The following is a 22,491-nucleotide window of genomic DNA, read 5'->3' as shown; positions in this document are numbered from 1 at the left end:
ATCCGCGGCCGAGGCCGGATCGGGGCCCGGGTGGGGCGTCAGCCCGCGGCGCGCAGGTGTTCCCGCGCCCAGGTCTCGAAGGTGGTGACGGGAAGTCCCAGGTCGCGCGCGAATTGCGGCCGGGCGGGCTGCGGGTGCTCGTTGATGTGCGCCTGTCCGAAGCCCATGTCGGGCATCCCGGCGGCGACCGCCTCGTCCTTGGTCATGTCGGGCGCCGTCAGTTCGGTGCCCAGCTCACGGGAGAGGATCTCGGCGATGTCGGTCATCGCCAGATGGTCGCCGGCCAGCTCCAGCTCGACCCGGTCGAACCGGGCGGGCTCCAGGAAAGCGGCGGCGGCCGCCGCGCCGATGTCCCGCACCGCGATGAGGGACAGCCGCGTGCCCGGCTTCAGCAGGGTCACCAGGCCGCCCTCGATCCCGCGCGGGAACACGATCCCGGCGGAGGGGTACAGGTTCTCCATGAAGTAGCCCGGCTTGAGAAGCGTCCAGTGCGTGAAGCCCGCCTCGCGCACCCGGTCCTGGATCCCGGCCTTGGCGGTGTAGTACGGCTCCATCCAGGCCCAGGCGCCCTTGACCCAGTCGATGTGCTGTCCCGCGCCGGAGACGGAGGTGTGCACGAACTGGGGCACTCCGGCGGCCCTCGCCGCCTCGATCAGATTGACGGCCTGGACGACCTCGCCCTCGAAGGCCCGTCCGTTCACATCGGGCAGCTGGACCGAGAAGACGGCGCGTGCCCCCTCGGCCGCGCGGGCCAGCGACTCGCGGTCGTACAGGTCGCCGGTCACCAGCTCGGCGCCGAGCGCCTCGACGGTCTTCGCCCGGTCGCTCGCGGGGTCGCGGACCAGCGCCCGGACGGGAACGCCCGCCGTGAGCAGGGCGCGGGCGGTGGCGCCGCCCTGCTTGCCGGTGGCTCCGGTGACGAGAACGGGTGCGGATTCAGTGGTCATGGTGGTCCTCGGGGTGGTGGCACGGATAAGTGGCGGGGCCCGCCACTTACCTTACGGTACGATACGGAGGACCCCGCCACTTAGCAAGCCTCGGAGATGCCGCATGACCGTCCAGCGCGCGGACGCCCGGCGCAACTACGCGCGGATCCTCGCCGTGGCCGAGCAGGAGGTCGCCGCGCACGGAGCCGATGCCTCCCTGGAGCAGATCGCCCGGATCGCCGGGGTCGGTTCGGCCACCGTGCGCCGGCACTTCCCCGGGCGGCACGCGATGCTGCGGGCGGTGTTCGACGAGCGGATCGAGGCGCTGTGCGTCCGCGCGCGGGCACTCGCCGGGGCGGACGACGCGCGGGCCGCGCTGCTGGAGTGGCTGGGCGCGCTCACCGCGTACTCCGCCTCCGCGCGGGGCATGGCCGACCTGCTGGTCCAGGACGGAACGGCCGGGGCGGACCACCCGGACCATGTGAACGCCTGCTCGGTGAAGCTCACCGGCGCGGCCGAGCCCCTCCTGCGGCACGCCGAGCGGGCCGGCGCGGTGGGGCCGGACGTGACCGTGGCCGATCTGGTCACCCTGGTCACCGGCATCGCCCTCGCCACGGAGAAGCACCCGAACCCCCTCGCGGAGGCGCACCGCCTGCTGGATCTGACCGTCGCGGGAATCAGCCCGCGCGGCTGACGGGCGCGGCTCCGGCCGCTCCACCCCGGCCGCTCCAGGGCGTGCCCTCCGCCCAAGGGCGTCGGCTCACAGTCCCGTCCGGCCCGAACCCCCACTCCCCCGCGGCGACTTTCGCCCTCGCCGTGTCATGTACCTGGACACGGCGAGGGCGCCGTGCTGAGATGCCAACTGTCGCTCTTTCCAACGTTGTACAAACATCGTCGATGCTCGTGGACGGGAGACCCGATGACGCTCGACCGACGACACTTCCTGGGCACCGGCGCCCTCGCGATCGGTGGTGCCGGCCTGCTGGGGCCGCTGGCGCCGACCGCCGCCGCCGTACCGCCCGCGCGCGGCGGCTGGTACACGCCGAACGTCGCCCCGCTCGCCCCCACCGCCTTCCAGAAGCTGCCGCTGGGCAGCGTCACCCCGCGCGGCTGGCTCACCGGCCAGCTGCGCCTGCTGCTCGACGGACTGTTCGGCCGGTACGCCGAGGTCTCGCACTTCCTGCGGTTCGACGACTCCGGCTGGGTGCACCCCGAGAAGAACGGCTGGGAGGAAGTCACCTACTGGCTGCGCGGTTACGTGGACCTGGCCGCCCTCACCGGTGACGCCGGGGCCCTCGCCACCGCCCGCCGCTGGATCGACGCGATCCTCGCGACCGGGCAGCCCGACGGTTTCTTCGGACCCACCCGGCTGCGCACCGCCCTCAACGGCGGACCGGACTTCTGGCCGTATCTGCCGCTCCTTCAGGCGCTGCGCTCGCACGAGGAGTTCACGGGCGACGAGCGCGTCGTGCCGTTCGTCGTCCCCTTCCTGCGCTACATGAACGCGCAGGGGCCCGGCGCCTTCAACTCCAGCTGGGTGTCGAAGCGCTGGGGCGACGGTCTCGACATCGTCTTCTGGCTCTACAACCGCACCGGCGAGACCTTCCTGCTCGACCTCGCCGACAAGATGCACACCCACGGCGCCAACTGGGTCGACAACTTCCCCGACCTGCACAACGTCAACATCGCGCAGGGCTTCCGCGAGCCCGCCCAGTACGCGCTGCGCTCCGGATCGGCGGAGCTGACCCGTGCCACGTACCGGAGTTACGCCTCTGTCATGGGCGCCTACGGCCAGTTCCCCGGCGGCGGCTTCGCCGGTGACGAGAACTCCCGGCCCGGCTTCAACGATCCCCGGCAGGGCTTCGAGACCTGCGGCACCGTCGAGTTCATGGCCAGCCACGAACTGCTCACCCGGATCACCGGCGACGCCGTCTGGGCCGACCGGTGCGAAGAGCTGGCCTTCAATCTGCTGCCGGCGGCCACCGACCCCGCGGGGCGCGGCATCCACTACGTCACCAGCGCGAACAGCGTCGAACTGGACAACACCGCCAAGAACCAGGGCCAGTACCAGAACGGCTTCGCCATGCAGGCGTACAAGCCGGGCATCGACACCTACCGCTGCTGTCCGCACAACTACGGCATGGGCTGGCCCTACTTCACCGAGGAGCTGTGGCTGGCCACCCCCGACCGGGGCCTCGCGGCGGCGATGTACGCGCCGAGCCAGGTACGCGCGAAGGTCGCGGACGGGACGGAGGTCACCGTCACCGAGTCCACCGACTATCCGTTCAAGGAGACCGTCACCCTCACCGTCTCCACGCCCAAGAGCGTCACCTTCCCGCTCTACCTGCGGATTCCCGGCTGGTGCGAGGACCCTCAACTGGCCGTCGCCGGACGGCGCGTGGCCGTTCCGGGGGACGGACCCCGGTTCTTCAAGGTGGAGCGCGAGTGGCGCGGCGGCGAGCGGGTGACCCTGCGGCTGCCGCAGCGCACCACCGTACGGACCTGGGAGGACAACCACCGCTCCGTCAGCGTGGACCACGGGCCGCTCACGTACTCCCTGCGGATCGGCGAGAGGTACGAACGGTTCGCGGGCACCGAGGACTTCCCCGAGCTGTCGGTGCACCCCACCACCCCCTGGAACGTCGGCCTCGCGCCCGACCCGCTGCGCGGGCTGCGGTTCACGGCCGACAGCGGACCGCTCGCCGAGAACCCCTTCACCCATGAGGGGACGCCGGTACGGATCACCACCTCGGCGCGCCGCATCGAGGAGTGGGTGGCCGACGACCAGCGAGTCGTCGCTCCCCTCCAGGACAGCCCGGCCCGCAGCACCGCGCCCCCCGAGCAGGTGACGCTCATCCCGATGGGCGCGGCCCGGCTGCGGATCACCGCCTTCCCGACGGCCTCGCCGGGCGGGCGGGCGTGGACGCCGGAGCCGCCGTTCCGCCGGGTGCGCAACAAGCACAGCGGCAAGGTGCTCGCCGTGGACGGGATGTCCCTCCAGGCGGGCGGGCGTGTCGTGCAGTTCGACAACACGGGGACGGCGGACCACGCCTGGCAGTTGGCGCCGGCGGGCGGGGGCTGGTTCCTGATCCGCAACGGCAACAGCGGGAAGATCATCGGGGCCGAGGGGAGGTCCACGGCGAACAGCGCGCGCGTCGTCCAGTTCGACGACGACGGGAGCGGTGACCATCTCTGGCAGCTGGTCGACCGGGGCGAGGGCTGGTCGCTGATCCTCAACCGGCACAGCGGGAAGGTCCTGGGTGTCGACCTGATGTCGACGGCCAACAGCGCGCAGGTGGTCCAGTTCGAGGACAACGGCACGGACGACCATCTCTGGCAGCTGGTCTGAGCGGGGCTCTCGTCGGTCCGGGTGACCGCCGGCGCCACAACTCGGCGCCGGCGGTCGCCTGTTGTCACCGACGGAACGCGTGACGGCCCATCCGTTCACCACTCTTGACGTGTACGAGACAGCAGAGCAGCATCAGCCGTGCACCGAGAGAGCGCTCTCTGAGGATTCCCGGCCCCGAGGATTCGGGGGCCGCGACGACTCGCCGGGGGCTCTTTCGGGTGTTCCCCCCACCGTTCACGACTCAGGAGAGATGCCCGTGCACGCTCCCCCCACCGGTCCCCCCGCGTTCCACGGCACCCCACGGCCGTCCCGCCGGGGCCTCGCGGCGACGCTCGCCGCCACCCTGGCCGCGACCCTGCTGGCCTTCGTCCCGAGCGGCCCCGCACATGCCGACCCGATCGAGGGCGGCGGCGATCTCGGTCCCAACGTGATCGTGTTCGACCCTTCGACGCCCGACATCCAGGGCAAGCTCGACGAGGTCTTCAAGCAGCAGGAGTCGGCCCAGTTCGGCTCCGGCCGCTACCAGTTCCTTTTCAAGCCGGGCACGTACAACGGGCTCAACGCCCAACTCGGCTTCTACACCTCGGTGTCGGGTCTCGGGCTCTCGCCCGACGACGTGAACATCAACGGCGACGTGACCGTGGACGCCGGCTGGTTCAACGGCAACGCGACCCAGAACTTCTGGCGTTCGGCCGAGAACCTGTCGCTCAACCCGGTGAACGGGACCAACCGCTGGGCGGTCTCGCAGGCCGCCCCGTTCCGCCGTATGCACGTCAAGGGCGGGCTCAATCTCGCTCCCGACGGTTACGGCTGGGCCAGCGGCGGCTACATCGCCGACAGCAAGATCGACGGCAGCGTCGGCCCCTACTCCCAGCAGCAGTGGTACACCCGGGACAGCTCGGTCGGCGGCTGGCAGAACGCCGTGTGGAACATGACGTTCTCCGGTGTGGAGGGCGCGCCGGCGCAGAGCTTCCCCGACCCGCCGTACACCACGCTGGAGACGACCCCCACTTCCCGTGAGAAGCCCTTCCTCTATCTGGACGGCGCCGACTACAAGGTGTTCGTGCCCGAGAAGCGGACGAACGCGCGCGGGGTGACCTGGGACAGCGGCGCGCCCGCCGGCTCCTCGATCGATCTCGACCAGTTCTACGTGGTCAAGCCCGGCGCGACGGCGGGGACGATCAACGCGGCGCTCGACCAGGGTCTCAACCTGCTGTTCACGCCCGGGGTCTACCACCTGGACGGGACCATCGAGGTCGACCGCCCGGACACCGTCGTCCTGGGGCTCGGACTCGCCACGATCATCCCGGACAACGGGGTGACGGCGATGAAGGTCGCCGACGTGGACGGGGTGAAGCTGGCCGGGTTCCTGATCGACGCGGGGCCGGTCAACTCCGAGACGCTGTTGGAGGTCGGGCCCGAGGGATCGTCGGCCGACCACGCCGCCAATCCGACGACCGTGCAGGACGTCTTCATCCGCATCGGCGGAGCGGGTCCCGGCAAGGCGACCACCAGCATGGTGATCAACAGCGACGACACCATCGTCGATCACACCTGGGTGTGGCGGGCGGACCATGGTGACGGGGTCGGCTGGGAGACCAACCGGGCCGACTTCGGCGTACGGGTGAACGGTGACGACGTCCTGGCGACCGGACTGTTCGTCGAGCACTTCAACAAGTACGACGTCGAGTGGTACGGCGAGCGCGGCCGGACGATCTTCTTCCAGAACGAGAAGGCGTACGACGCGCCCAACCAGGCGGCGATCCAGAACGGCGACACCAAGGGCTATGCCGCCTACCGGGTGGACGACTCGGTGGAACAGCACGAGGGCTGGGGCATGGGCAGCTACTGCTACTACAACGTCGATCCGACGATCCGGCAGCACAACGGGTTCGCCGCGCCGGTCAAACCCGGCGTCAGGTTCCACCATCTGCTGGTGGTCTCGCTCGGCGGCCAGGGCCAGTACGAGCGGGTGATCAACGACATCGGTGAACCCACGTCAGGGACCTCGACGATCCCCTCGGTCGTCGTCCAGTTCCCCTGACCCGGCCACCGTCGAAAAGCGCCCCCCGCCACCCCTGAGGAGGACCCGGTCTCTCGCGAGAGACCGGGTCCTGCCCGTGCGCGTACGACCGCGTGCGCGTACGACACCGGGCCGAGGCGCCTGGTCAGTGCCTGCCGCCGCGCAGCTTGCCGAGCAGGCGGCGGGCCTGCTCGCGCTTCCTCGGGTCCGACGAGGCCGCTCGCGCCTGACCGATCACACGCCGCCCCTGCGGGCTACGGGTGAAAGCCTTGATGCGGTCGATGATTCCGGGCATGCCGTCTCCTGCGCTTCGATGACACCGACGACCCCGCTGCGAGGCCTCGGACTACGTCTACCCTCTGTAACGCCGAAGACCCCCATTGCGTTCCCATTACCTTCTCTTTACCTCTGGTGCGGCCCGGCCCGACCTCCCGCCGTCCCCCGATACGGCGTCCCCGATGGCGCCCCGGCGCGACCGCGCCCAGACTGACGTGATGTCAGGGAAGCGAAGCGCCGGACTCCTGCTGTACCGGATCACGGAGTCCGGCGGCACCGAAGTGCTCATCGGGCACATGGGCGGCCCGTTCTGGGCCGGTCGTAAGCGGGCCGCCTGGTCGATCCCCAAGGGCGAGTACGGCCCCGACGAGACGCCGGAGGACGTGGCCGCCCGTGAGTTCGAGGAGGAGGTGGGACACCCCGCCCCCGACGGGCCACGGGTACCGCTGGGCGAGACCCGCCAGTCGGGCGGCAAGACCGTCACCGTATGGGCGATCGAGGGGGACTTCGACCCCGCCCTCGCCGTACCGGGCACCTTCACCATGGAGTGGCCGCGGGGCTCGGGCACCCAGCAGGAATTCCCGGAGCTGGACCGGCTCGGCTGGTTCCCGCTGGACGAGGCCGTGGAACTGCTCGTGTCGGGACAGCGGATCTTCCTCGGCCGACTGGCCGTGCACATGACGGACCGCGCGGACCACCGGGCCTGATCCTCAGGGACACGCGTTCGGTGCTTGGGAGAAGCGGCCCGGGCGCGCGAAGATCCGGCGGTCCGGGAAGTCGGGCGTCCGGGACGACCGGACGTCCGGCAGCCGAGTGAAGTCCGTCCGGAAAGGGATACGCCCCCGTGCACCACAGATCGCCCCTCTACGCCCTCGTCGGCGCCGTGCTGCTCACCGCTTCGGCCCTGCCCGCCACCGCGCTCCCGGCCTCCGCGCTCGACACGTCGTATCCGCCGCCGCCCGGCCCACAGAGCGGGGCTCCGGGCCCGCCGACCGACGAGAACTCGCCCGAACCGGACGCCCCGGTCACGGCGGACGCCCTCCTGGCGAAGGTCGGTGGCTGCACGCCCGTCTCGGAGGGCCGGTACCGCACCGACCAGGACAGGCCCGCCGACGTCCCCGTGTGCGGCGCGAAGGGCGCCGTGTTCTGGAAGGCCGACCTGGACATCGACTGCGACGGCCAGATCACCGACCGCTGCAACAGGACGACCGACCGCTGGTTCCACGCGGACACCGCCTTCCACCAGTCCGACGGCAAGCCGCTCAACGCGGAGACCCTGCCGTACGTCGTGGTGCCCGCGCCCAGCGAGATCTGGGACTACACCTCCTCCGGCATCCGGGGCGGCGCCGTCGCGGCGGTCCTCTACAAGGACCGGGTGGAGTACGCGGTGGTGGGCGACACCGGGCCGGCCGGGATCATCGGGGAGGCGTCCTACGCTGCGGCGCAGCGGCTCGGTATGAATCCCGATCCCTCACGTGGCGGAGTCGCGTCGGGAGTGACGTACATCCTCTTCAAGGACTCCCGGGTGACGCCGATCGAGAGCCGGTCGGCGGTGGTGGAGCTGGGGCAGAAGCTCGCCGGGACGTTCCTCCGGGAGAACTGACGCACGTCCCTTCCACGGAGGCGGAGTCGGCGCCCGCCTCCGTACGAAGGACGTGATCCAGAAGGTCTTCCGCCGGACAGGCCCTAGACGATCCCCTCGGAGATCTCCGACTGCTCGCGGGCGCTGCCGTACGACTGCGGGGTGCTGTACGAGCCCCGCGCCGCGTACCACCAGGCGGTGGCGAGGGCCAGCACGACGGCCAGGGCGACCACCGCGTAGTTCATGGTGTCCGTGGTCACCGGGTTCTTCTGGGGCAGGCAGAAGATCACGGTGACGATCAGGACCCAGCCGACGGCGATCCACCCGATCGGCTTGGACCAGCGGCCCAGCGACCAGGGACCCGGCTGGAAGCGGTCGCCTGCACGCAGCTTGAGGTAGATCGGGATGGCGTAGGCGGGGGTGATGCCGATGACGTTGATCGCCGTCACGGCGCCGTACGCGGTCGGCGAGTACAGCGAGGGCAGCGCGAGCACGCAGGCGAAGCCGACCGACAGCCACACGGCGGGCACCGGGGTCTGGGTACGGCTGCTGACACGGCGCCACAGGGCCGAGCCGGGCAGGGCGTTGTCACGGCTGAAGGCGAACACCATCCGGCTGGCGGCGGCCACCTCCGCGTTGCCGCAGAAGAGCTGGGCGGCGATCACGACCAGCAGGAGCGCGCTGGCCCCGTTGGTGCCGAGCGCGTCGATGAAGATCTGCGCGGGCGGCACGGCGGCGCCGCTCGTCTCCCCGTAGTTCTGGATGGCGAAGGTCAGCCCCGCGAGGAGGGCGAAGCCGGCGATCCAGGAGACCCAGATGGCGCGCACGATGCCGCGCGCGGCGGAGACGGACGCGTTCGACGTCTCCTCGGAGAGATGTGCCGAGGCGTCGTAGCCGCAGAAGGTGTACTGGGCGAGCAGCAGACCGATGGCGGCGACATAGATCGGGTTCTGCCAGCCGGTCTCGTTGACGAATTCCGTGAAGACGAACTCGGGCGACTGATGGCTCTTGGGGACGACCGCGAGAATGCCGACGATCAGCGCGACACCGCCGAGGTGCCACCAGACGCTGATCGAGTTGAGCAGGCTGACCAGCCGGACACCGAAGAGGTTCAGCGTCGCGTGCAGCAGCAGGATGCACATGAAGATGACCATGGTCCAGCCGGGCGTGGCCTCGAACCCCCACTGGAGGTTGAGGAACGCGCCGGTGAACAGGGCGGCGCCGTAGTCGATTCCGGCGATCGCGCCCAGCAGGCCGAGCAGGTTCAACCAGCCGGTGTACCAGCCCCACTTGCGTCCGCCGAGCCGGTCGGCCATGTAGTAGAGCGCGCCCGACGTGGGATAGGCGCTGGTCACCTCCGCCAGCGCCATGCCTATGCAGAGGACGAAGAGACCGACACCCACCCAGCCCCACAGCATCACGGCGGGACCGCCGGTGATGAGGCCGAATCCGTACAGGGTCATGCATCCCGAGAGGATCGAGATCACCGAGAAGCTGATGGCGAAATTCCCGAACCCGCCCATCCGGCGCGCGAGTACGGGCTGATAACCGAGTTCCCTCAGCCGTTCTTCTTCGTCCTGGTGCGGGACGGGGTCCGATTTCGACCAGACCGGTGGGGAGACGGACATGGCAGTACCTCCGGGTACGGACAGATCAAGGAGAGCGCGGGGGTGCGGTGGGGACCTGGCGGGGCCGGCGCGGAAGCGGGGGCGAGGCCTAGGAATCGGATTTCCGTTCACGGTCTGCGGCGAGGCAGCGGGCGCGGGCGCGGGAGAACACCTCCTCGGCCTGGGTGCTGTCGTCCGGGCCACGGGCCCGGTAGACCCACGGCAAGGGTGTGTAGTACGGCCCGAGGGCCTCGAACACCCGTGCCGCCTCTGCCAGTTGGAGCGAGCCCCAGAGGGCGTGCGCCAGATAGTTGAGGTCCAGCAGCGAGTTCTCCGCGGGCACCGACCGGTCGAACCAGATGTGCAGCGCGCGCAGCGCGTCCCTGGTGGCGTCCTCGGTGACCCAGTGCAGGTCGAGCGCCTTCTCGTTGCCGCCTTCCCTGCGGTACCTCTCCACCCGTACGAAGAGCGGCAGCGCTTGGAGCGCGGATCCCTCGGGCGCCGACGAGGCGGCCCACTGGACGAAGTTGACCGCCTCGGAGAGCGAGCCGTCGGCCCTACGCGCGTATACGAACTGAAGCATCCGGTGGTACGCCTCGCGGTTGCCCGGGTCGCGCTTGTCCGCCTCGGAGAGCAGGGCCCAGGGGCCGGGGAAGAGCATCGGCCCCGGCGGCGCCAGCCGGTTCTCCTCCATCCGCTGTCTGCCGTCGAGTTGGGCCAGGGCGAGCAGACAGATCCAGGGGACGGGGTCGTCCGGCACCAGCCGCGCGGTGCTGTCGCACGCCTCCCACGCCTGGCGCCACAGGTCGGTCGTCCTCGCGTGGCCCTCGCGGTGCGCGCGCAGGGCGCGTTCAACGGTCACCCGCGTCCGCATGACGACGGCCGCCGTGCTGTCGGGTTCCTCGGCCAGCCAGGTGTGTACGGTGTCCGAGCCCGCGGCGACGGCGGCGAGTACCTGGGTGCGCTGGGTCCACAGAGCCCAGCCGTGCGTGGTGTCGAGCATGTCACGCATCGACAGCCAGCGGCCGGTTCGCAATTCCTGCACGGCCGACCGGAGTTCACTGTCGTGGCCCGCTGGGTGATAGAGCGGACGAAAGCGATCGCTCACGCACCCTCCGCCCGATTCTCCCGCAACTCCGCCTCTTTCCGGTGTAGTTCGAATCCCAGGCGCCAAGGCCGGCACATGAGAATCACACTACTCAGTGATACTTACTCGGCTGTTATTCGGCGATCAGTGTAGGGGCCAACCCAAGGGCCCCAGGAACACTTTGCTGATCTTAGGCAACCCTGAGTGCATGTCGTGACCTTGACGTGTCCCGCGGGCTGCACCACCCTTTCGCTCAGTGATCGGACGATCACCGCTCTCCGACCGAAGAACGTGACATGCCGCCTGCTCAGCACAGCCTCGGCGCCACCGCCGTGGACCCGGCCTCCCGGCCGGTTCTCGCCGTCGACCAGGGCACCTCTTCCACCAAGGCCCTGGTGATCTGCCCGGAGCGCGGGGTGATCGGCAGCGGTACGGCGCCGGCGCCTCCCCGCTACGCGTCCGGCGGAGTGGTCGAGGCCGATCCCGCCCTGCTCCTCTCCTCCGTCGTCGACGCAGGACGCCGGGCGCTCGCCGACGCCGGCGAGGGTGTCGCGGCCGTCGGACTCGCCAACCAGGGTGAGACCGTCCTCGCCTGGGACCCGGACACCGGCACGCCGCTCACCGACGCGATCGTGTGGCAGGACCGGCGCGCCGCCTCCGTCTGCGCCGAACTCGCCCCACACGCCGAGATGTTGAGAGAGCTGACGGGGCTGCCGCTGGAGCCGTACTTCGCCGCGCCCAAGATGGCGTGGATCCGGCGGAATCTGACCCGCGACGGCGTCGTCACGACGTCCGACTCCTGGCTCGTCCACCGGCTGACCGGGGAGTTCGTCACGGACGCGGCGACGGCGGGGCGCACCCAGCTGCTCGACCTCGACACCGCCGAGTGGTCCCCCGCCGCACTCGACGTCTTCGGCATGGGCGACGAGCGGCTGCCCCAAGTGGTGGACGCGGCGGGGCGGTTCGGTGTCACGACGGCCTTCGGGGAGCCGGTCCCGCTGACGGGCCTGCTGGTCGACCAGCAGGCCGCGCTGCTGGCCCAGCGGGTGACCGAGCCGGGGACGGCCAAGTGCACGTACGGCACGGGGGCGTTCCTCCTCGCGCAGACCGGGGAGCGCCCGCTGCGCAGCCGGACCGGTCTGGTCGGCTGTGTGGCCTGGCGCCTGGGCGGCCGGACCAGCTACTGCCTCGACGGGCAGGTCTACACGGCCGCCTCGGCGGTGCGGTGGCTGAGCGATCTCGGTGTGATCTCCGGCGCCGACGACCTCGACCGGGTGGGCTCGTCCGTCGCCGACAGCGGCGGCGTGACCTTCGTACCGTCGCTGGCCGGCCTCGCCGCTCCGTGGTGGCGCGGCGACGCGAAGGGGTCGATGACCGGGCTCGGTCTGGAGACCGGCCCGGGGCATCTGGTGCGGGCGCTGTGCGAGGGCATCGCGGCGCAGGTGGTGGGGCTGGCGGACGCGGTGGCCGAGGACACCGGCACTGGCCTTGAGTCGCTGCGGGTCGACGGCGGACTGACCCGGTCGGAGCTGCTGATGCAGACACAGGCGGATCTGCTGCAACTGCCCGTCGAGGTCTCGCCGTTGCCCGACGCGACCGCGCTGGGCGTGGGCGCGGTGGCCCGGCTCGGGCTCGATCCCGGCCTGACGGTGGAGCGCGCCGCGCCCCGGTGGCGGCCCGAGAGGGTCTTCGAGCCGAGGATCGGGGCGGCCGAGGCGGCCGAGCGGCTGGGTGTCTTCCGTACGGAGGTGGCGGCGCTCGTCGCCCGTACGCCATCCGCCGGACAGACGGCGTCCGCGCCGGCGAACACCGGCGCCGGTACGGTCACCGCATGACCGTCACGGTGTCCGGGCCGCTGCCGGACGAGGTGTACGACGTGGCCGTCGTGGGCGCCGGGGTCGTGGGCGCGGCGATCGCCCGTGAACTGGCCCGCTACCGGCTGCGTACCGCCCTCGTCGAGGCATCCGGGGATGTCGGCGACGGCACGTCCAAGGCCAACACGGCCATCCTGCACACCGGTTTCGACGCCGTGCCGGGATCGCTGGAAGCCCGGCTCGTCCGTGAGGGCGGGGACCGGCTGAGGGCGTACGCGGACGAGTGCGGCATCCCCGTCGAACCGATCGGCGCCCTGCTGGTGGCCTGGGACGAGGAACAGCTCGCCGCTCTGCCGGGGCTCGCCCGCAAGGCGGCGCGCAACGGGTACCGGCGCACCCGTACGGTCGCCGCCGACGAGCTCCGCAGCCGCGAACCGCATCTGGGGCAGGGCGCGTCGGGCGCGCTCGAGGTCCCCGGCGAGAGCATCATCTGCCCCTGGACGACGACGCTCGCGTACGCGACCCAGGCGGTACGGAACGGGGTCGACCTGCATCTCAACTGCCGGGTGACCGGCGTGGGCGGGACAGGGGCCCGCACGCCCCATCTGCTCACCACCGGACGGGGGCAACTGCGCGCCCGGTGGCTGGTCAACGCGGCGGGCCTGTACGCCGACGAGTTCGACCGGCTGCTCGGCCGCACGGACTTCTCGGTGACGCCCAGGCGGGGTCAGCTCATCGTCTTCGACAAGCTGGCCCGCGGGTTGGTGAGCCACATCCTGCTGCCGGTGCCGACGGCGCTCGGCAAGGGGGTCCTGGTGTCGCCGACCGTGTACGGCAATGTGATGCTCGGTCCGACCGCCGAGGACCTGGACGACAAGCGGGCGACCGGTTCGACGGCCGAGGGGCTCGCGTTCCTCCGGGAGAGGGGCCGGCGGATCATGCCGGAGCTCCTCGACGAGGAGGTCACGGCGGTGTACGCGGGGCTGCGCGCGGCCACCGAGGACGACGACTACGCGATCCGCTCGCACCCGCGGCAGCGGTACGTCACGGTGGGCGGTATCCGCTCGACGGGGCTCACGGCGTCGATGGCGATCGCCGCGCACGTCGTGGAGCTGCTGGCGGATGCGGGTGCCAAGGTGGGGACGGCCGAGGACCTCCCGCCGGTGACGATGCCGAATCTCGGGGAGAGCTTCCCCCGTCCGTACCGGCGCGCCGATCTGATCGCGGCCGATCCCGAGTACGGGGCGCTCGTCTGCCACTGCGAGCGGGTCTCGCGGGGCGAGATCCGTGACGCGCTCGTCTCCGACATCCCGCCGTCGTCGCCCGAGGGGCTGCGGCGGCGCACCCGGGCGCTGGGGGGCCGGTGCCAGGGCTTCTACTGCGGGGCCGCGGTGCGTGCCCTGCTCGACGCGCCGGGCCCCGGCGCGTGGTCGTCGCTCCGTACGGAGGCCGCACGGTGAGCAGTGAACTCTTCTCGTCCACACCCGAATCCGCGCCCGGGTCGTCGGCGGACCCGGCGGGCGGACCCACGGCCGGGCCCACGGCCGGACCCACGGCCGGGCCCTCGCCCGCGCCCCTGCCCGGCAGGCGGGAGCGCGCTGTCGACGTCCTGGTGGTCGGCGCGGGCCCGGCCGGTCTGGCCCTGTCGTCGCGGCTTGCCGCCAGCGGCATCAGTGTCGAGGTGGTCGACCGCGAGGACGGTCCCGGCGGTGTGCCCCGGCACTGCGACCACTCCGGATTCGGTTCCCGGGATCTACGGCGGCGGATGACGGGCCCCGCGTACGCGCGCCACTGGGCGGGCGCAGCCGTGCGGGCCGGCGCCGTCCTGCGTACGGGCGTCACGGTCACCGGATGGAGCGACGGCCCGCCTGCGGACCCGCTCGCCGTCGATGTCACGAGCCCGGCGGGTCTTGAGCGGATCACCGCGCGCGCCGTCGTGCTGGCCACCGGAGCCCGGGAGCGTCCCCGCAGCGCGCGGCTGGTGCCGGGCACCCGGCCCGCCGGGGTGTTCACGACCGGAGAGCTCCAGCGGACGGTCCATCTGCGTCACCGTCCTGTCGGGCGCCGCGCCGTCGTCGTCGGCGCCGAGCCGGTCAGCTACTCCGCCGTGCGGACGCTGCGGGACTCCGGTGTCGAGGTGGTGGCCATGGTCACGGAGCTGCCGTACCACCAGGCCTCCCCGGCCACCGCGCTCGACGCCCGCCTCCGGCACGGCGTCCCGCTGCTCGTCGACGCGCGCGTGAGTGAACTGATCGGCCGCGGGCGCCTGTCGGGGGTGGCGCTGAGGCACCGGGACGGCCGGGGCACGACGCTCGCCTGCGACACGGTGGTGTTCACCGGCGACTGGATCCCGGACCACGAACTCGCCCGGCGGGGCGGTATCACGCTCGACCGCGCGAGCCGGGGTCCGGCCGTCGACGGCTCCTTCCGTACGGACCGGGCCGGGGTCTTCGCCGTCGGCAATCTGCTGCACGCGGTCGAGCCCGCGAGCACCGCCGCGCGGGAGGGCCTGCTGGCCGCCGAGCCCGTACTGCGTCATCTGGCGGGCGGGGCGCGCCCGTCCGTCTGGATCCCGGTCGAGGTCGAGAAGCCGCTGCTGTGGGTGACGCCCAGCCGACTGGATCCGGCGGACCCGCGCGTCGAGACCGGCGGGTTCACCCTCCGTACGGAGGGCAGGCTGGTCCCCTGGTCGTCGCTGGTCGTCCGGCGCGAGGGGCGGGTGCTGCACCGGCAGCGGCTCGTACGCGGCGTGGTGCAGGGCAGGACTCTTCGGCTCTCCGCCGTGTGGACGGCGAAGGTGCGGGCCGCGCTGACGGCGGCGGTGAAGGACCCGGGCGGCGGGCCGGTGCGGATCTCGGTGGAGCGCTGAGACCGGCGGGGACCCGGCCGACGGGAAATCCCCGGAAAGCTCGTGGAAGCTCCGGGGAAAAGAGCCGCCCGGTAAAGGCCGCGCCCGGAAAGGGGGCGGCCCCACCGGCAGGGGGTGGACCGGTGGGGCCGTTGGAACGCCGCGGCCGGGAAAGCCGCAGGCTCGGGTCGAGAGGCATGTGCCCCTTGGCCCGGGAATTACTCTCCCCGCGACATCACTTCTTCTTGGGCACGAACATCTTGATGTCGGTCAGGCTCGCGCTGCCCTCGTACACGTTCGTGTACAGGTCCCCGATGACGAAGGAGTCCGGGTAGGCCGATCCCTTGGGCCACTGCTCGGGCCACGTCGCGCTGCCGTTGTGGTCGTTCTGGACGAGGGTGTTGTTGAAACGCCCGTCGTACTCGCTCGGCTTGACGTTGTAGTGCCAGATCGGGTCGTCGTCGACGATGAACGGCCGGTGGAAGCGGAGGGTCTGCTGCCCGGCGCGCGCGAAGTTGCCGCTGGCCTCCAGCGTGTAGCCGGTGGCGTCGCGCTCGATCGCGAACGTGTAGTCCTGGTTCGGCATCAGCTCCGGCTGGAGCTCGGCCGCCGACGAGAGCTGCTGCTCGGCGACCCCGTCCGAGCAACTGGTCATGAACCACTGGGAGTTGCCCGCGAGGCCGCCCTTGCCGGGCGTCCAGTTCGGCAGTCCGCTGATCCACATGTTGACGGTGTTGAAGCTGCTGTCCTTGTAGTCGTAGTACGTGTCGTTCGCGGAGTTGCAGACCCGGCCGCCGGTGCCCGTGCCGACCCGGTCGGGGTGCTGGGAGAAGGAGTCCATCAGGACCTTGCGGCGGTAGTGCCAGAAGTGGTTGTTCCGGGGCGCCGGGTCGGCGAAGTCGACGATCGACAGGAAGTGGAAGCCGTTGTAGCCGTACTTTCCGGCCCGGACGTCCTGCCACTCGCAGTACGGCGCCGACGCGTCACCCTCCCAGCCGGGGCTGTTCGAGCCCTCGCCCCACGGGTGCTGCGTCTTGCAGCCGTCCTTGCTGTAACCGTTGGTGCGGTTGTCGTAGTCGATGGTGCCGTTGCGCTTGCCGCCGAAGTCGAGTGTCTTGAGCTTGTACTCGATGCGGTACTGGTCCGGCAGGGACTCCGTGGGACGGAAGATGGCGCCGCCGGTGTGGTCGGGGACCTTCAGCTCGGCGACGGTCGTACCGCCCGCCGTGCCGTTGGTGATGGACGGCTCCTTCTCGATCTTGCCGTCCTTGTTCCAGTCGCGGGCGGAGAGCGAGGCGGTGAGCCAGCCGCCGTCACCGACCTTGAACTCCTTGCGGTAGGTGTCGAAGGAGTTGAAGGCCGTGTTCCAGGCGGGCCCGTAATCGTTCGCGTACCACTTGCCGTTGTCTTCCATGATGGTGTCGAACGGCTCGCTGTACGTCTCACGGGTCCAGGACGCGCGCTTGGGGTCGAGCCTCTTCTTGAAGCTCTCCTGGTGGAGCAGCTTCCAGGCCGGCGCCTTGGGCGGCTTCGGGGGCTTGCCGGGTCGGTCGGCGGCGGCCGTCGCCGCGCCCGTCCCGTCGTCCGGGGCCGCGTTGGCGGACCCGAGCGAGAGCGGGACGACGAGGGCGCCGCAGAGCAGCGCGGTCATGGCGTACGCGCGCTTGCTCCGAGGTAGTGACCGGGTGCGGCCGGTCCCTCTCGGTGCGGGATTCGTGCGGGTGGGGCTCATCAGAAGTTGCCCTCCGGGTCGTAGTACTTCTTCGCGTTCTCCTTGGTCACACGCGGCGAGGGCACGACCGTGTCCTTCTCGGGCTTCTTGCCGTCGAGGATCTCCACGGTCCTGTCCAGACCGAGACTGCCGATCACATCGGCGTCGTTGAGGCCGGTGACCAGGTAGTTGGTCCCGTCGAGAATGGCCTTCAGCGCCTCGGCCTGACCGTCGACGCCGGCCAGCACGATCTTGTCGGCGCGGTCGGCGTCCTTGACGGCCCGCTGCGCGCCCAGGCACATGGCGTCGTTCTCGCAGAAGACGGCGTCGATGTCGTCGTGGGCGGCGAGCAGGCTCTCCATGACGGTCAGTCCGCCGTCCGAGCTCCAGTTGCCGTAGTCGGGGGCCTCGACCAGCTCGATTCCCGACGCGCCCTCGAGGGCGCCCTTCACCCCGTCCGTACGCGCCTTGCCGATGCTGTTGTCGGCGGGTCCGCCCTTGATCAGGGCGACCTTTCCGCCCTTGGGGAGCTGCTCGACGAGGAACTCGCCGTTCTGCTTGCCGATGGCCTCGTTGTCGGGGCCGACCCAGCTGGCGTACTCGCCGGTCTGGAACTTCCGGTCGACGAGGACGGCGGGCTTGCCGGCCGCCCGGAGGGAGTTGAGGACGGCGGGCGCCGACTCCAGCGGCCCGCCGGAGATGATGACGGCGTCGACCTCCTTGCTCAGCAGGTCCTCCACGTTGGAGGCGAGCTTGGCGGCGTCGCCGCCCGCGTCCGTGCTGAGGATCTCGACGTCCTTCTTCTTGGCCTGGGCCTTGATGGCCTTGTCCATGCCGTTGAAGTAGGGGCCGCCGAGGGTGAAGTTGGCGACGCCGACGGTGTACGACCCGTCGCCCTTCTCGCCGTCGGACCCGGAGTCGGATGAGCAGCCGGTGAGAGCCGCGGTCAGAACTCCGGCCACCAGCACACCGGTCACTCGTTTCGTGATCATGAGGTACTTGCCTTTCCGGGATTCGGATCGTTCACGGCCGCCGTACGGAAGCGGCCGGTGCGCTGGATGAGAATGACGGCGATGATGATCAGGCCCTTCAGCACCTGCTGCCAGAAGCTCTGCACGTCGTAGAGGTTGAGCAGGTTGTTGATCAGCGCGAGGACGAGGACACCGGCGAAGGTGGCGCGGACCGAGCCCTTGCCGCCGGCCAGGCTCGCCCCGCCGATGACGCAGGCGGCGATCGCGTCGAGTTCGAACGCGGTGCCGACGCTGGGCTGGGCGATGCCGACCCGGCTGGCGAGGATGACGCCCGCGAGTCCGGCGCAGGCGCCGGAGATGGTGTAGGCGAGGACGATATGGCGCCGGACGCCGATGCCCGCGAGCCGTACGGTCTCCGCGCTGCCGCCGATCGCGACGAGCGAGCGGCCGGCCGGGGTGCGGCTGAGGAAGACGCCGCCGACCAGGAAGACCCCCAGCATGATGAGGGTGGAGACGGGCAGCGGTCCGACGACGGCGGAGCCGAGCTCGAAGAAGCCGGTCTTCTCGGGGGCGACGGGTGTCTCCGAGTAGACGAAGGCGAGGCCCCTGATGGTGGTGAGCGCGGCGAGTGTCACGACGAACGGCGCGAGTTGGAAGCGCGCCACCAGCGCTCCGTTGACGAGTCCGAAGCCGATGCCGGACGCGATACCGACCGCCATGGCGACCGGCACCGGAAGTCCGGAGGAGAGCCCGGCGGCGACGATCCCGGAGAAGGCGACCACCGAGCCGACGGAGAGGTCGATGCCGCCGGTGAGGATCACGACGAGCATCCCGTAGGCGAGCAGGCCCGTGGTGACCATCTGCTTGAGCAGATTGGTGATGTTGCCCTCGGTCAGGAACGACTCGGTGGTGGAGCCGGCGATCACGACGAAGATCACGAGGAGTGCGGCGATCCCGGTCTCGACGGTGATGTCGTGGCCCGCGACGGTGAGCCGCGGCAGCCGGAGCCCCCGTGGTGGCGGGGGTCCGGGGTCGCCGGGCCCGGTGGTCTTGGTGAGCTGTGTGGTCATGCTGCGTGTCCGATCGCGTGGGCGAGGACCGTGTCCTCGGTCGTACCTTCCGAAGGGAGTTCCGCGGCGATCCGCCCCTCGTGCATCACCAGCACCCGGTCGGTGGCGCCGAGCACCTCGGTGAGGTCGGAGGAGATCAGCAGGATGGCCATGCCGTCGCGGGCCAGTTCGTCGAGCATCCGGTAGATCTCGGCGCGGGTGGCCATGTCGACGCCGCGGGTGGGCTCGTCGAGCAGCAGCACACGCGGCTCGGTGAGGAGCCACTTGGCCAGGACCGCCTTCTGCTGATTGCCGCCGCTGAGTGTGCGTACGGGCAGCTTCGCCGAGTGCGCGGGCCGGATGTCCAGCCGGTCGACCATGGAGACGACGTCGCGCCGGCGTCTCGCGGTGTCGAGCAGCGGGCCACGCGTGGTGGTGCGCAGCGTGGTGAGGCCGATGTTCTCGGCGGTGCTGAGACCGAGGACGAGTCCGGTGCCCTTGCGGTCCTCGGTGACGAGGGCGAGTCCGGCGGCGATGGCCTCGCGGGGGCTGCGGAACCGGACGGTGTCCCTGCCCGGCGCGCAGACCACGCCGGTCTTGGCGGGCTCGGCGCCGAAGACGCACCGGGCGAGTTCGCTGCGGCCGGAGCCGACGAGCCCGAACAGGCCGGTGATCTCGCCCGCGCGCAGGGCGAAGGAGACGTCGTTGAACTCCCCGGTGCGGCTGAGCCCGTGGACCTCGAGAAGCGTCTCGCCCTCCGGTGGGCGGCGCGCCGGGTAGAGCTGCCCGGCGGGCCGGCCGGCCATCAGCCGGATGAGTTCGTTCTCGTCGGTCCGGTCGGGGGTGGTCTCGGCGACCACCCGGCCGTCCTTGACGACCACGATGGAGGTGGCGAGTTCGGTGACCTCGGCGAGCCGGTGGGAGACGTAGACGATGAGGACGCCGCGTTCCTGGAGCCGGTGTATCAGCGCGAACAGCGCTTCCAGGTCGCTGCCCGCGAGCACGGCCGACGGCTCGTCGAGGACCAGGACCTTGGGCTCGCCGCCCTCGCTGACCAGGGCCTTGGCTATCTCGACCATCTGCTGTCGGGCGACGGTGAGCCGGCCCGCCCTGACCCGGGGGTCGATGGCGCCGTAGCCGATGCCGTCGAGCAGGTCCCGGGCCCGGCGGTGTGCGGCCTTCCAGTCGATGAGTCCGCCGAGGTGCCGGGGGAAGTGCCCCATGAGGAGGTTCTCGGTGACGGAGAGCTCGGGCACCAGGGTCAGCTCCTGGTGGACGGTACGGATGCCGTGTGTGTGCGCGTCGTGCGGTGAGCGCAACTCGACGTCCTGGCCGTCGAGTTGGAGCTCTCCGGCGCTCATCCGCTCGGCGCCCGCGAGGATCTTGATGAGCGTGGACTTGCCCGCGCCGTTGGCACCGACGACGGCGAGCACCTCACCGGCCCGGCCGGTGAGGTCGACGCCGTGCAGTACCTGGGTGGGGCCGTACGATTTGCGCACCCCGCGCATCCGCAGGACCGGCCGGGTCGGCGTACTCACCCGAAGGCCTCCATCACGATGATCGTCTTCTGCCGGGTGAACTCCAGGGCGGTGTCGTGGAGTCCCTCGGCCGAGCCGCCGGTGTCCTTCGGCCCGCCGAAGGGCAGGTTCTCGGCGCGCAGCGCGGTCGACCCGTTGATGACGACGCCGCCGACCTCCAGGCGTCCGGCGAGGGTGAAGGCGCGCTGGATGTCGCGGGTGAAGACGGCCGCCTGGAGGCCGTACGGGGAGGAGTTGGCCATCCGTACGGCGTCGAGCGGGTCGGTGAAGCGGGCGACGGGCGCGACGGGGCCGAAGATCTCGTCGGCGAACGCGGCGCTGTCCTCGGGGACCCCGACGAGGACGGCCGGGTCGTAGAAGGCGCCCCGGCGCCCGCCGCCGGCCGCCTTGCGCGCGCCGTCGGCGACGAGTGCGGCGACCGCGGACTCGACGCGCTCGGCGGCCTCTTCACTGATCAGCGGTCCGACATCGTTGCCATCGGCCAGTTGGTCCCCGACGCTGAGCTTGGCGGCTCCCGCGAGCAGTGCCTCGACAAAGCTGTCGTGCACGCCGTCCTGGACGTAGACGCGCTTGACCGCGCAGCAGATCTGGCCGTTGCCGCGGGCGAGCCGGCCGAGGACCACGGCTTCGGCCGCCGCCTCGACGTCGGCGTCGTCGCAGACGATCAGGGCGTCGTTGCCGCCGAGTTCGAGGTGGACCTTCTTGAGGGTGTCGGCGGCGCGCCGGGCGATCTCGCGGCCCGCGGCGGTGCTGCCGGTGAGGCTGACGGCGGCGACGCCGGGGCGGGTGGCGAGTTCCTGGGAGATGTGCACGCCGCCGGTGAGCAGTTGGTGGGCGCCCGCGGGCGCGCCCGCCTGCTCGACCAGTTCGCCGATGCGCACCACGGCGAGCGGGCAGCGCACGGGCGGGTGGACCAGGACGGCGTTGCCTGCGGCGAGGGCCGCCGCCGCCTTGTGGGCGTACAGCTCGACTGGGTAGTTGAACGGCACCAGCGCGGCGACCGGGCCCAGTGGTTCGCGCACGGTGACGGCGAGGTGCTTCTCCAGGCCGGGGACGGCGTCGAGCGGGATCTGGCGGCCGAAGAGACGGGTGGCCTCGCCGGCGAAGCCGCGGAAGATCCGTACGGCGGCGCGGACTTCCTCCACCGTCTGGAAGATCGGCTTGCCGTTCTCGGCGGCCAGCAGCCTCGCCAGGTCGTCGGTCTCGGCCTCGATCAGGTCGGCCACGGCACGCAGGAGCCGGGCGCGCGCGTGGGCGGGCATGGCGGCCATCGCCCGTTGTCCGTCCACCGCGGCGGCGAGGGCGGCGGTGACGCGTTCCGGGCCGAAGTCCTCTATTTCGCCCAGCAGTTCGCCGGTTCCTGGGTTACGTACGGGCAGCGGTGCGGTTCGACTGGGCATGCGGCGCTTACTCCCGGGTGCAGGGCTCGGCAGAAGTACGTTCGGCACTTCGAACATGTGCAGGCGATGCTGACGCACGCTCATTAATTCGTCAACACGTCTTACAAAATGGGAAAGCGCTTTCCGGACGACCTTTCACCCTGCACCGGCAACCGGTCCCCCGTGTCCCGCCATGCCCGTATGAACGGCGGATGAGCGGATTCCGCACGCCGTGAAAGAGGTCGGCGAACGTTTGCTTCTGCGAGTGATCCCTGTGCGGTGTTCGGCGCCGGGCGTTGCGGCCTCGTTCATACGCGGGCCACGCCGGGTC

General features: G+C 71.0%; 17 protein-coding genes. 8 read left to right on the top strand and 9 right to left on the bottom strand.

Annotation, left to right across the window (positions count from 1 at the left end; genetic code table 11):
• Positions 1–38 precede the first annotated feature (38 nt).
• Entirely contained in the window at positions 39–947 is a 909-nt protein-coding gene (locus ACFWU9_RS06965; protein WP_384315343.1) for an NmrA/HSCARG family protein, read from the bottom strand.
• 103 nt (positions 948–1,050) lie between these two features.
• On the opposite strand from ACFWU9_RS06965, the gene ACFWU9_RS06960 reads away from it, so the two are divergent.
• The 3 genes from ACFWU9_RS06960 to ACFWU9_RS06950 all read left to right on the top strand — a co-directional run bounded on the left by ACFWU9_RS06960 (position 1,051) and on the right by ACFWU9_RS06950 (position 6,319).
• Entirely contained in the window at positions 1,051–1,620 is a 570-nt protein-coding gene (locus ACFWU9_RS06960; protein ID WP_384315342.1) for a TetR/AcrR family transcriptional regulator, read from the top strand.
• 225 nt (positions 1,621–1,845) lie between these two features.
• A complete protein-coding gene (locus ACFWU9_RS06955; protein WP_384315341.1) occupies positions 1,846–4,275 on the top strand; it encodes a beta-L-arabinofuranosidase domain-containing protein in 2,430 nt (809 codons plus the stop codon).
• A gap of 256 nt (positions 4,276–4,531) precedes the next feature.
• Positions 4,532–6,319, top strand: a complete 1,788-nt coding sequence (locus ACFWU9_RS06950; RefSeq protein WP_384315340.1) for a coagulation factor 5/8 type domain-containing protein — start codon at positions 4,532–4,534, stop codon at positions 6,317–6,319.
• Between the two features lie 124 nt (positions 6,320–6,443).
• On the opposite strand, the gene ACFWU9_RS06945 is transcribed toward ACFWU9_RS06950, so the two are convergent.
• Complete coding sequence (locus tag ACFWU9_RS06945) at positions 6,444–6,593, bottom strand: hypothetical protein (protein WP_384315339.1); 150 nt, start codon at positions 6,591–6,593, stop codon at positions 6,444–6,446.
• 199 nt (positions 6,594–6,792) lie between these two features.
• Between ACFWU9_RS06945 and ACFWU9_RS06940 the strand changes: the two genes are divergently transcribed.
• Positions 6,793–7,281, top strand: a complete 489-nt coding sequence (locus ACFWU9_RS06940) for an NUDIX domain-containing protein (RefSeq protein ID WP_384315338.1) — start codon at positions 6,793–6,795, stop codon at positions 7,279–7,281.
• A 137-nt stretch (positions 7,282–7,418) separates the two neighbouring features.
• Positions 7,419–8,177 (top strand): glycoside hydrolase family 75 protein, encoded by a 759-nt coding sequence (locus ACFWU9_RS06935; protein ID WP_384315337.1) that lies wholly within the window; start codon positions 7,419–7,421, stop codon positions 8,175–8,177.
• A gap of 83 nt (positions 8,178–8,260) precedes the next feature.
• On the opposite strand, the gene ACFWU9_RS06930 is transcribed toward ACFWU9_RS06935, so the two are convergent.
• Entirely contained in the window at positions 8,261–9,784 is a 1,524-nt protein-coding gene (locus tag ACFWU9_RS06930; protein ID WP_384315336.1) for an amino acid permease, read from the bottom strand.
• Between the two features lie 88 nt (positions 9,785–9,872).
• Entirely contained in the window at positions 9,873–10,871 is a 999-nt protein-coding gene (locus ACFWU9_RS06925) for a hypothetical protein (protein WP_384315335.1), read from the bottom strand.
• A gap of 275 nt (positions 10,872–11,146) precedes the next feature.
• Here ACFWU9_RS06925 and ACFWU9_RS06920 point away from each other — a divergent pair, with 275 nt between their 5' ends.
• The 3 genes from ACFWU9_RS06920 (at position 11,147) to ACFWU9_RS06910 (ending at position 15,533) form a co-directional block, all read left to right on the top strand.
• Positions 11,147–12,685: an FGGY family carbohydrate kinase gene (locus ACFWU9_RS06920; protein WP_384315334.1), complete on the top strand. Its 1,539-nt coding sequence runs from the start codon at positions 11,147–11,149 to the stop codon at positions 12,683–12,685.
• On the top strand, positions 12,682–14,124 hold the full coding sequence (locus ACFWU9_RS06915; RefSeq protein WP_384315333.1) for an NAD(P)/FAD-dependent oxidoreductase: 1,443 nt from the start codon (positions 12,682–12,684) through the stop codon (positions 14,122–14,124). The genes ACFWU9_RS06920 and ACFWU9_RS06915 overlap by 4 nt, the downstream gene beginning before the upstream one ends.
• Positions 14,125–14,240: 116 nt before the next feature.
• Complete coding sequence (locus tag ACFWU9_RS06910) at positions 14,241–15,533, top strand: NAD(P)/FAD-dependent oxidoreductase (protein WP_384315357.1); 1,293 nt, start codon at positions 14,241–14,243, stop codon at positions 15,531–15,533.
• A gap of 214 nt (positions 15,534–15,747) precedes the next feature.
• Here the strand turns inward: ACFWU9_RS06910 and ACFWU9_RS06905 are convergent, their stop codons facing one another.
• The 5 genes from ACFWU9_RS06905 to ACFWU9_RS06885 are packed head-to-tail and all read right to left on the bottom strand — an operon-like array spanning position 15,748 to position 22,181.
• A complete protein-coding gene (locus ACFWU9_RS06905) occupies positions 15,748–17,244 on the bottom strand; it encodes a mucin-5B (RefSeq protein ID WP_384315332.1) in 1,497 nt (498 codons plus the stop codon).
• Positions 17,244–18,215: a sugar ABC transporter substrate-binding protein gene (locus ACFWU9_RS06900; RefSeq protein WP_384315331.1), complete on the bottom strand. Its 972-nt coding sequence runs from the start codon at positions 18,213–18,215 to the stop codon at positions 17,244–17,246. Before ACFWU9_RS06900 ends, ACFWU9_RS06905 begins: the two co-directional genes overlap by 1 nt.
• On the bottom strand, positions 18,212–19,264 hold the full coding sequence (locus ACFWU9_RS06895) for an ABC transporter permease (RefSeq protein ID WP_384315330.1): 1,053 nt from the start codon (positions 19,262–19,264) through the stop codon (positions 18,212–18,214). Before ACFWU9_RS06895 ends, ACFWU9_RS06900 begins: the two co-directional genes overlap by 4 nt.
• Positions 19,261–20,781: a sugar ABC transporter ATP-binding protein gene (locus tag ACFWU9_RS06890; protein ID WP_384315329.1), complete on the bottom strand. Its 1,521-nt coding sequence runs from the start codon at positions 20,779–20,781 to the stop codon at positions 19,261–19,263. The genes ACFWU9_RS06895 and ACFWU9_RS06890 overlap by 4 nt, the downstream gene beginning before the upstream one ends.
• Positions 20,778–22,181, bottom strand: coding sequence for an aldehyde dehydrogenase family protein (locus ACFWU9_RS06885; protein ID WP_384315328.1), 1,404 nt, complete (start codon positions 22,179–22,181; stop codon positions 20,778–20,780). The genes ACFWU9_RS06890 and ACFWU9_RS06885 overlap by 4 nt, the downstream gene beginning before the upstream one ends.
• Positions 22,182–22,491 lie beyond the last annotated feature (310 nt).

Source organism: Streptomyces sp. NPDC058653 (genome assembly GCF_042716895.1).
Lineage (GTDB): Bacteria > Actinomycetota > Actinomycetes > Streptomycetales > Streptomycetaceae > Streptomyces.
The sequence above is the reverse complement of the archived record's forward strand: the minus strand, read 5'-3'. Positions and strand labels throughout refer to the sequence as shown.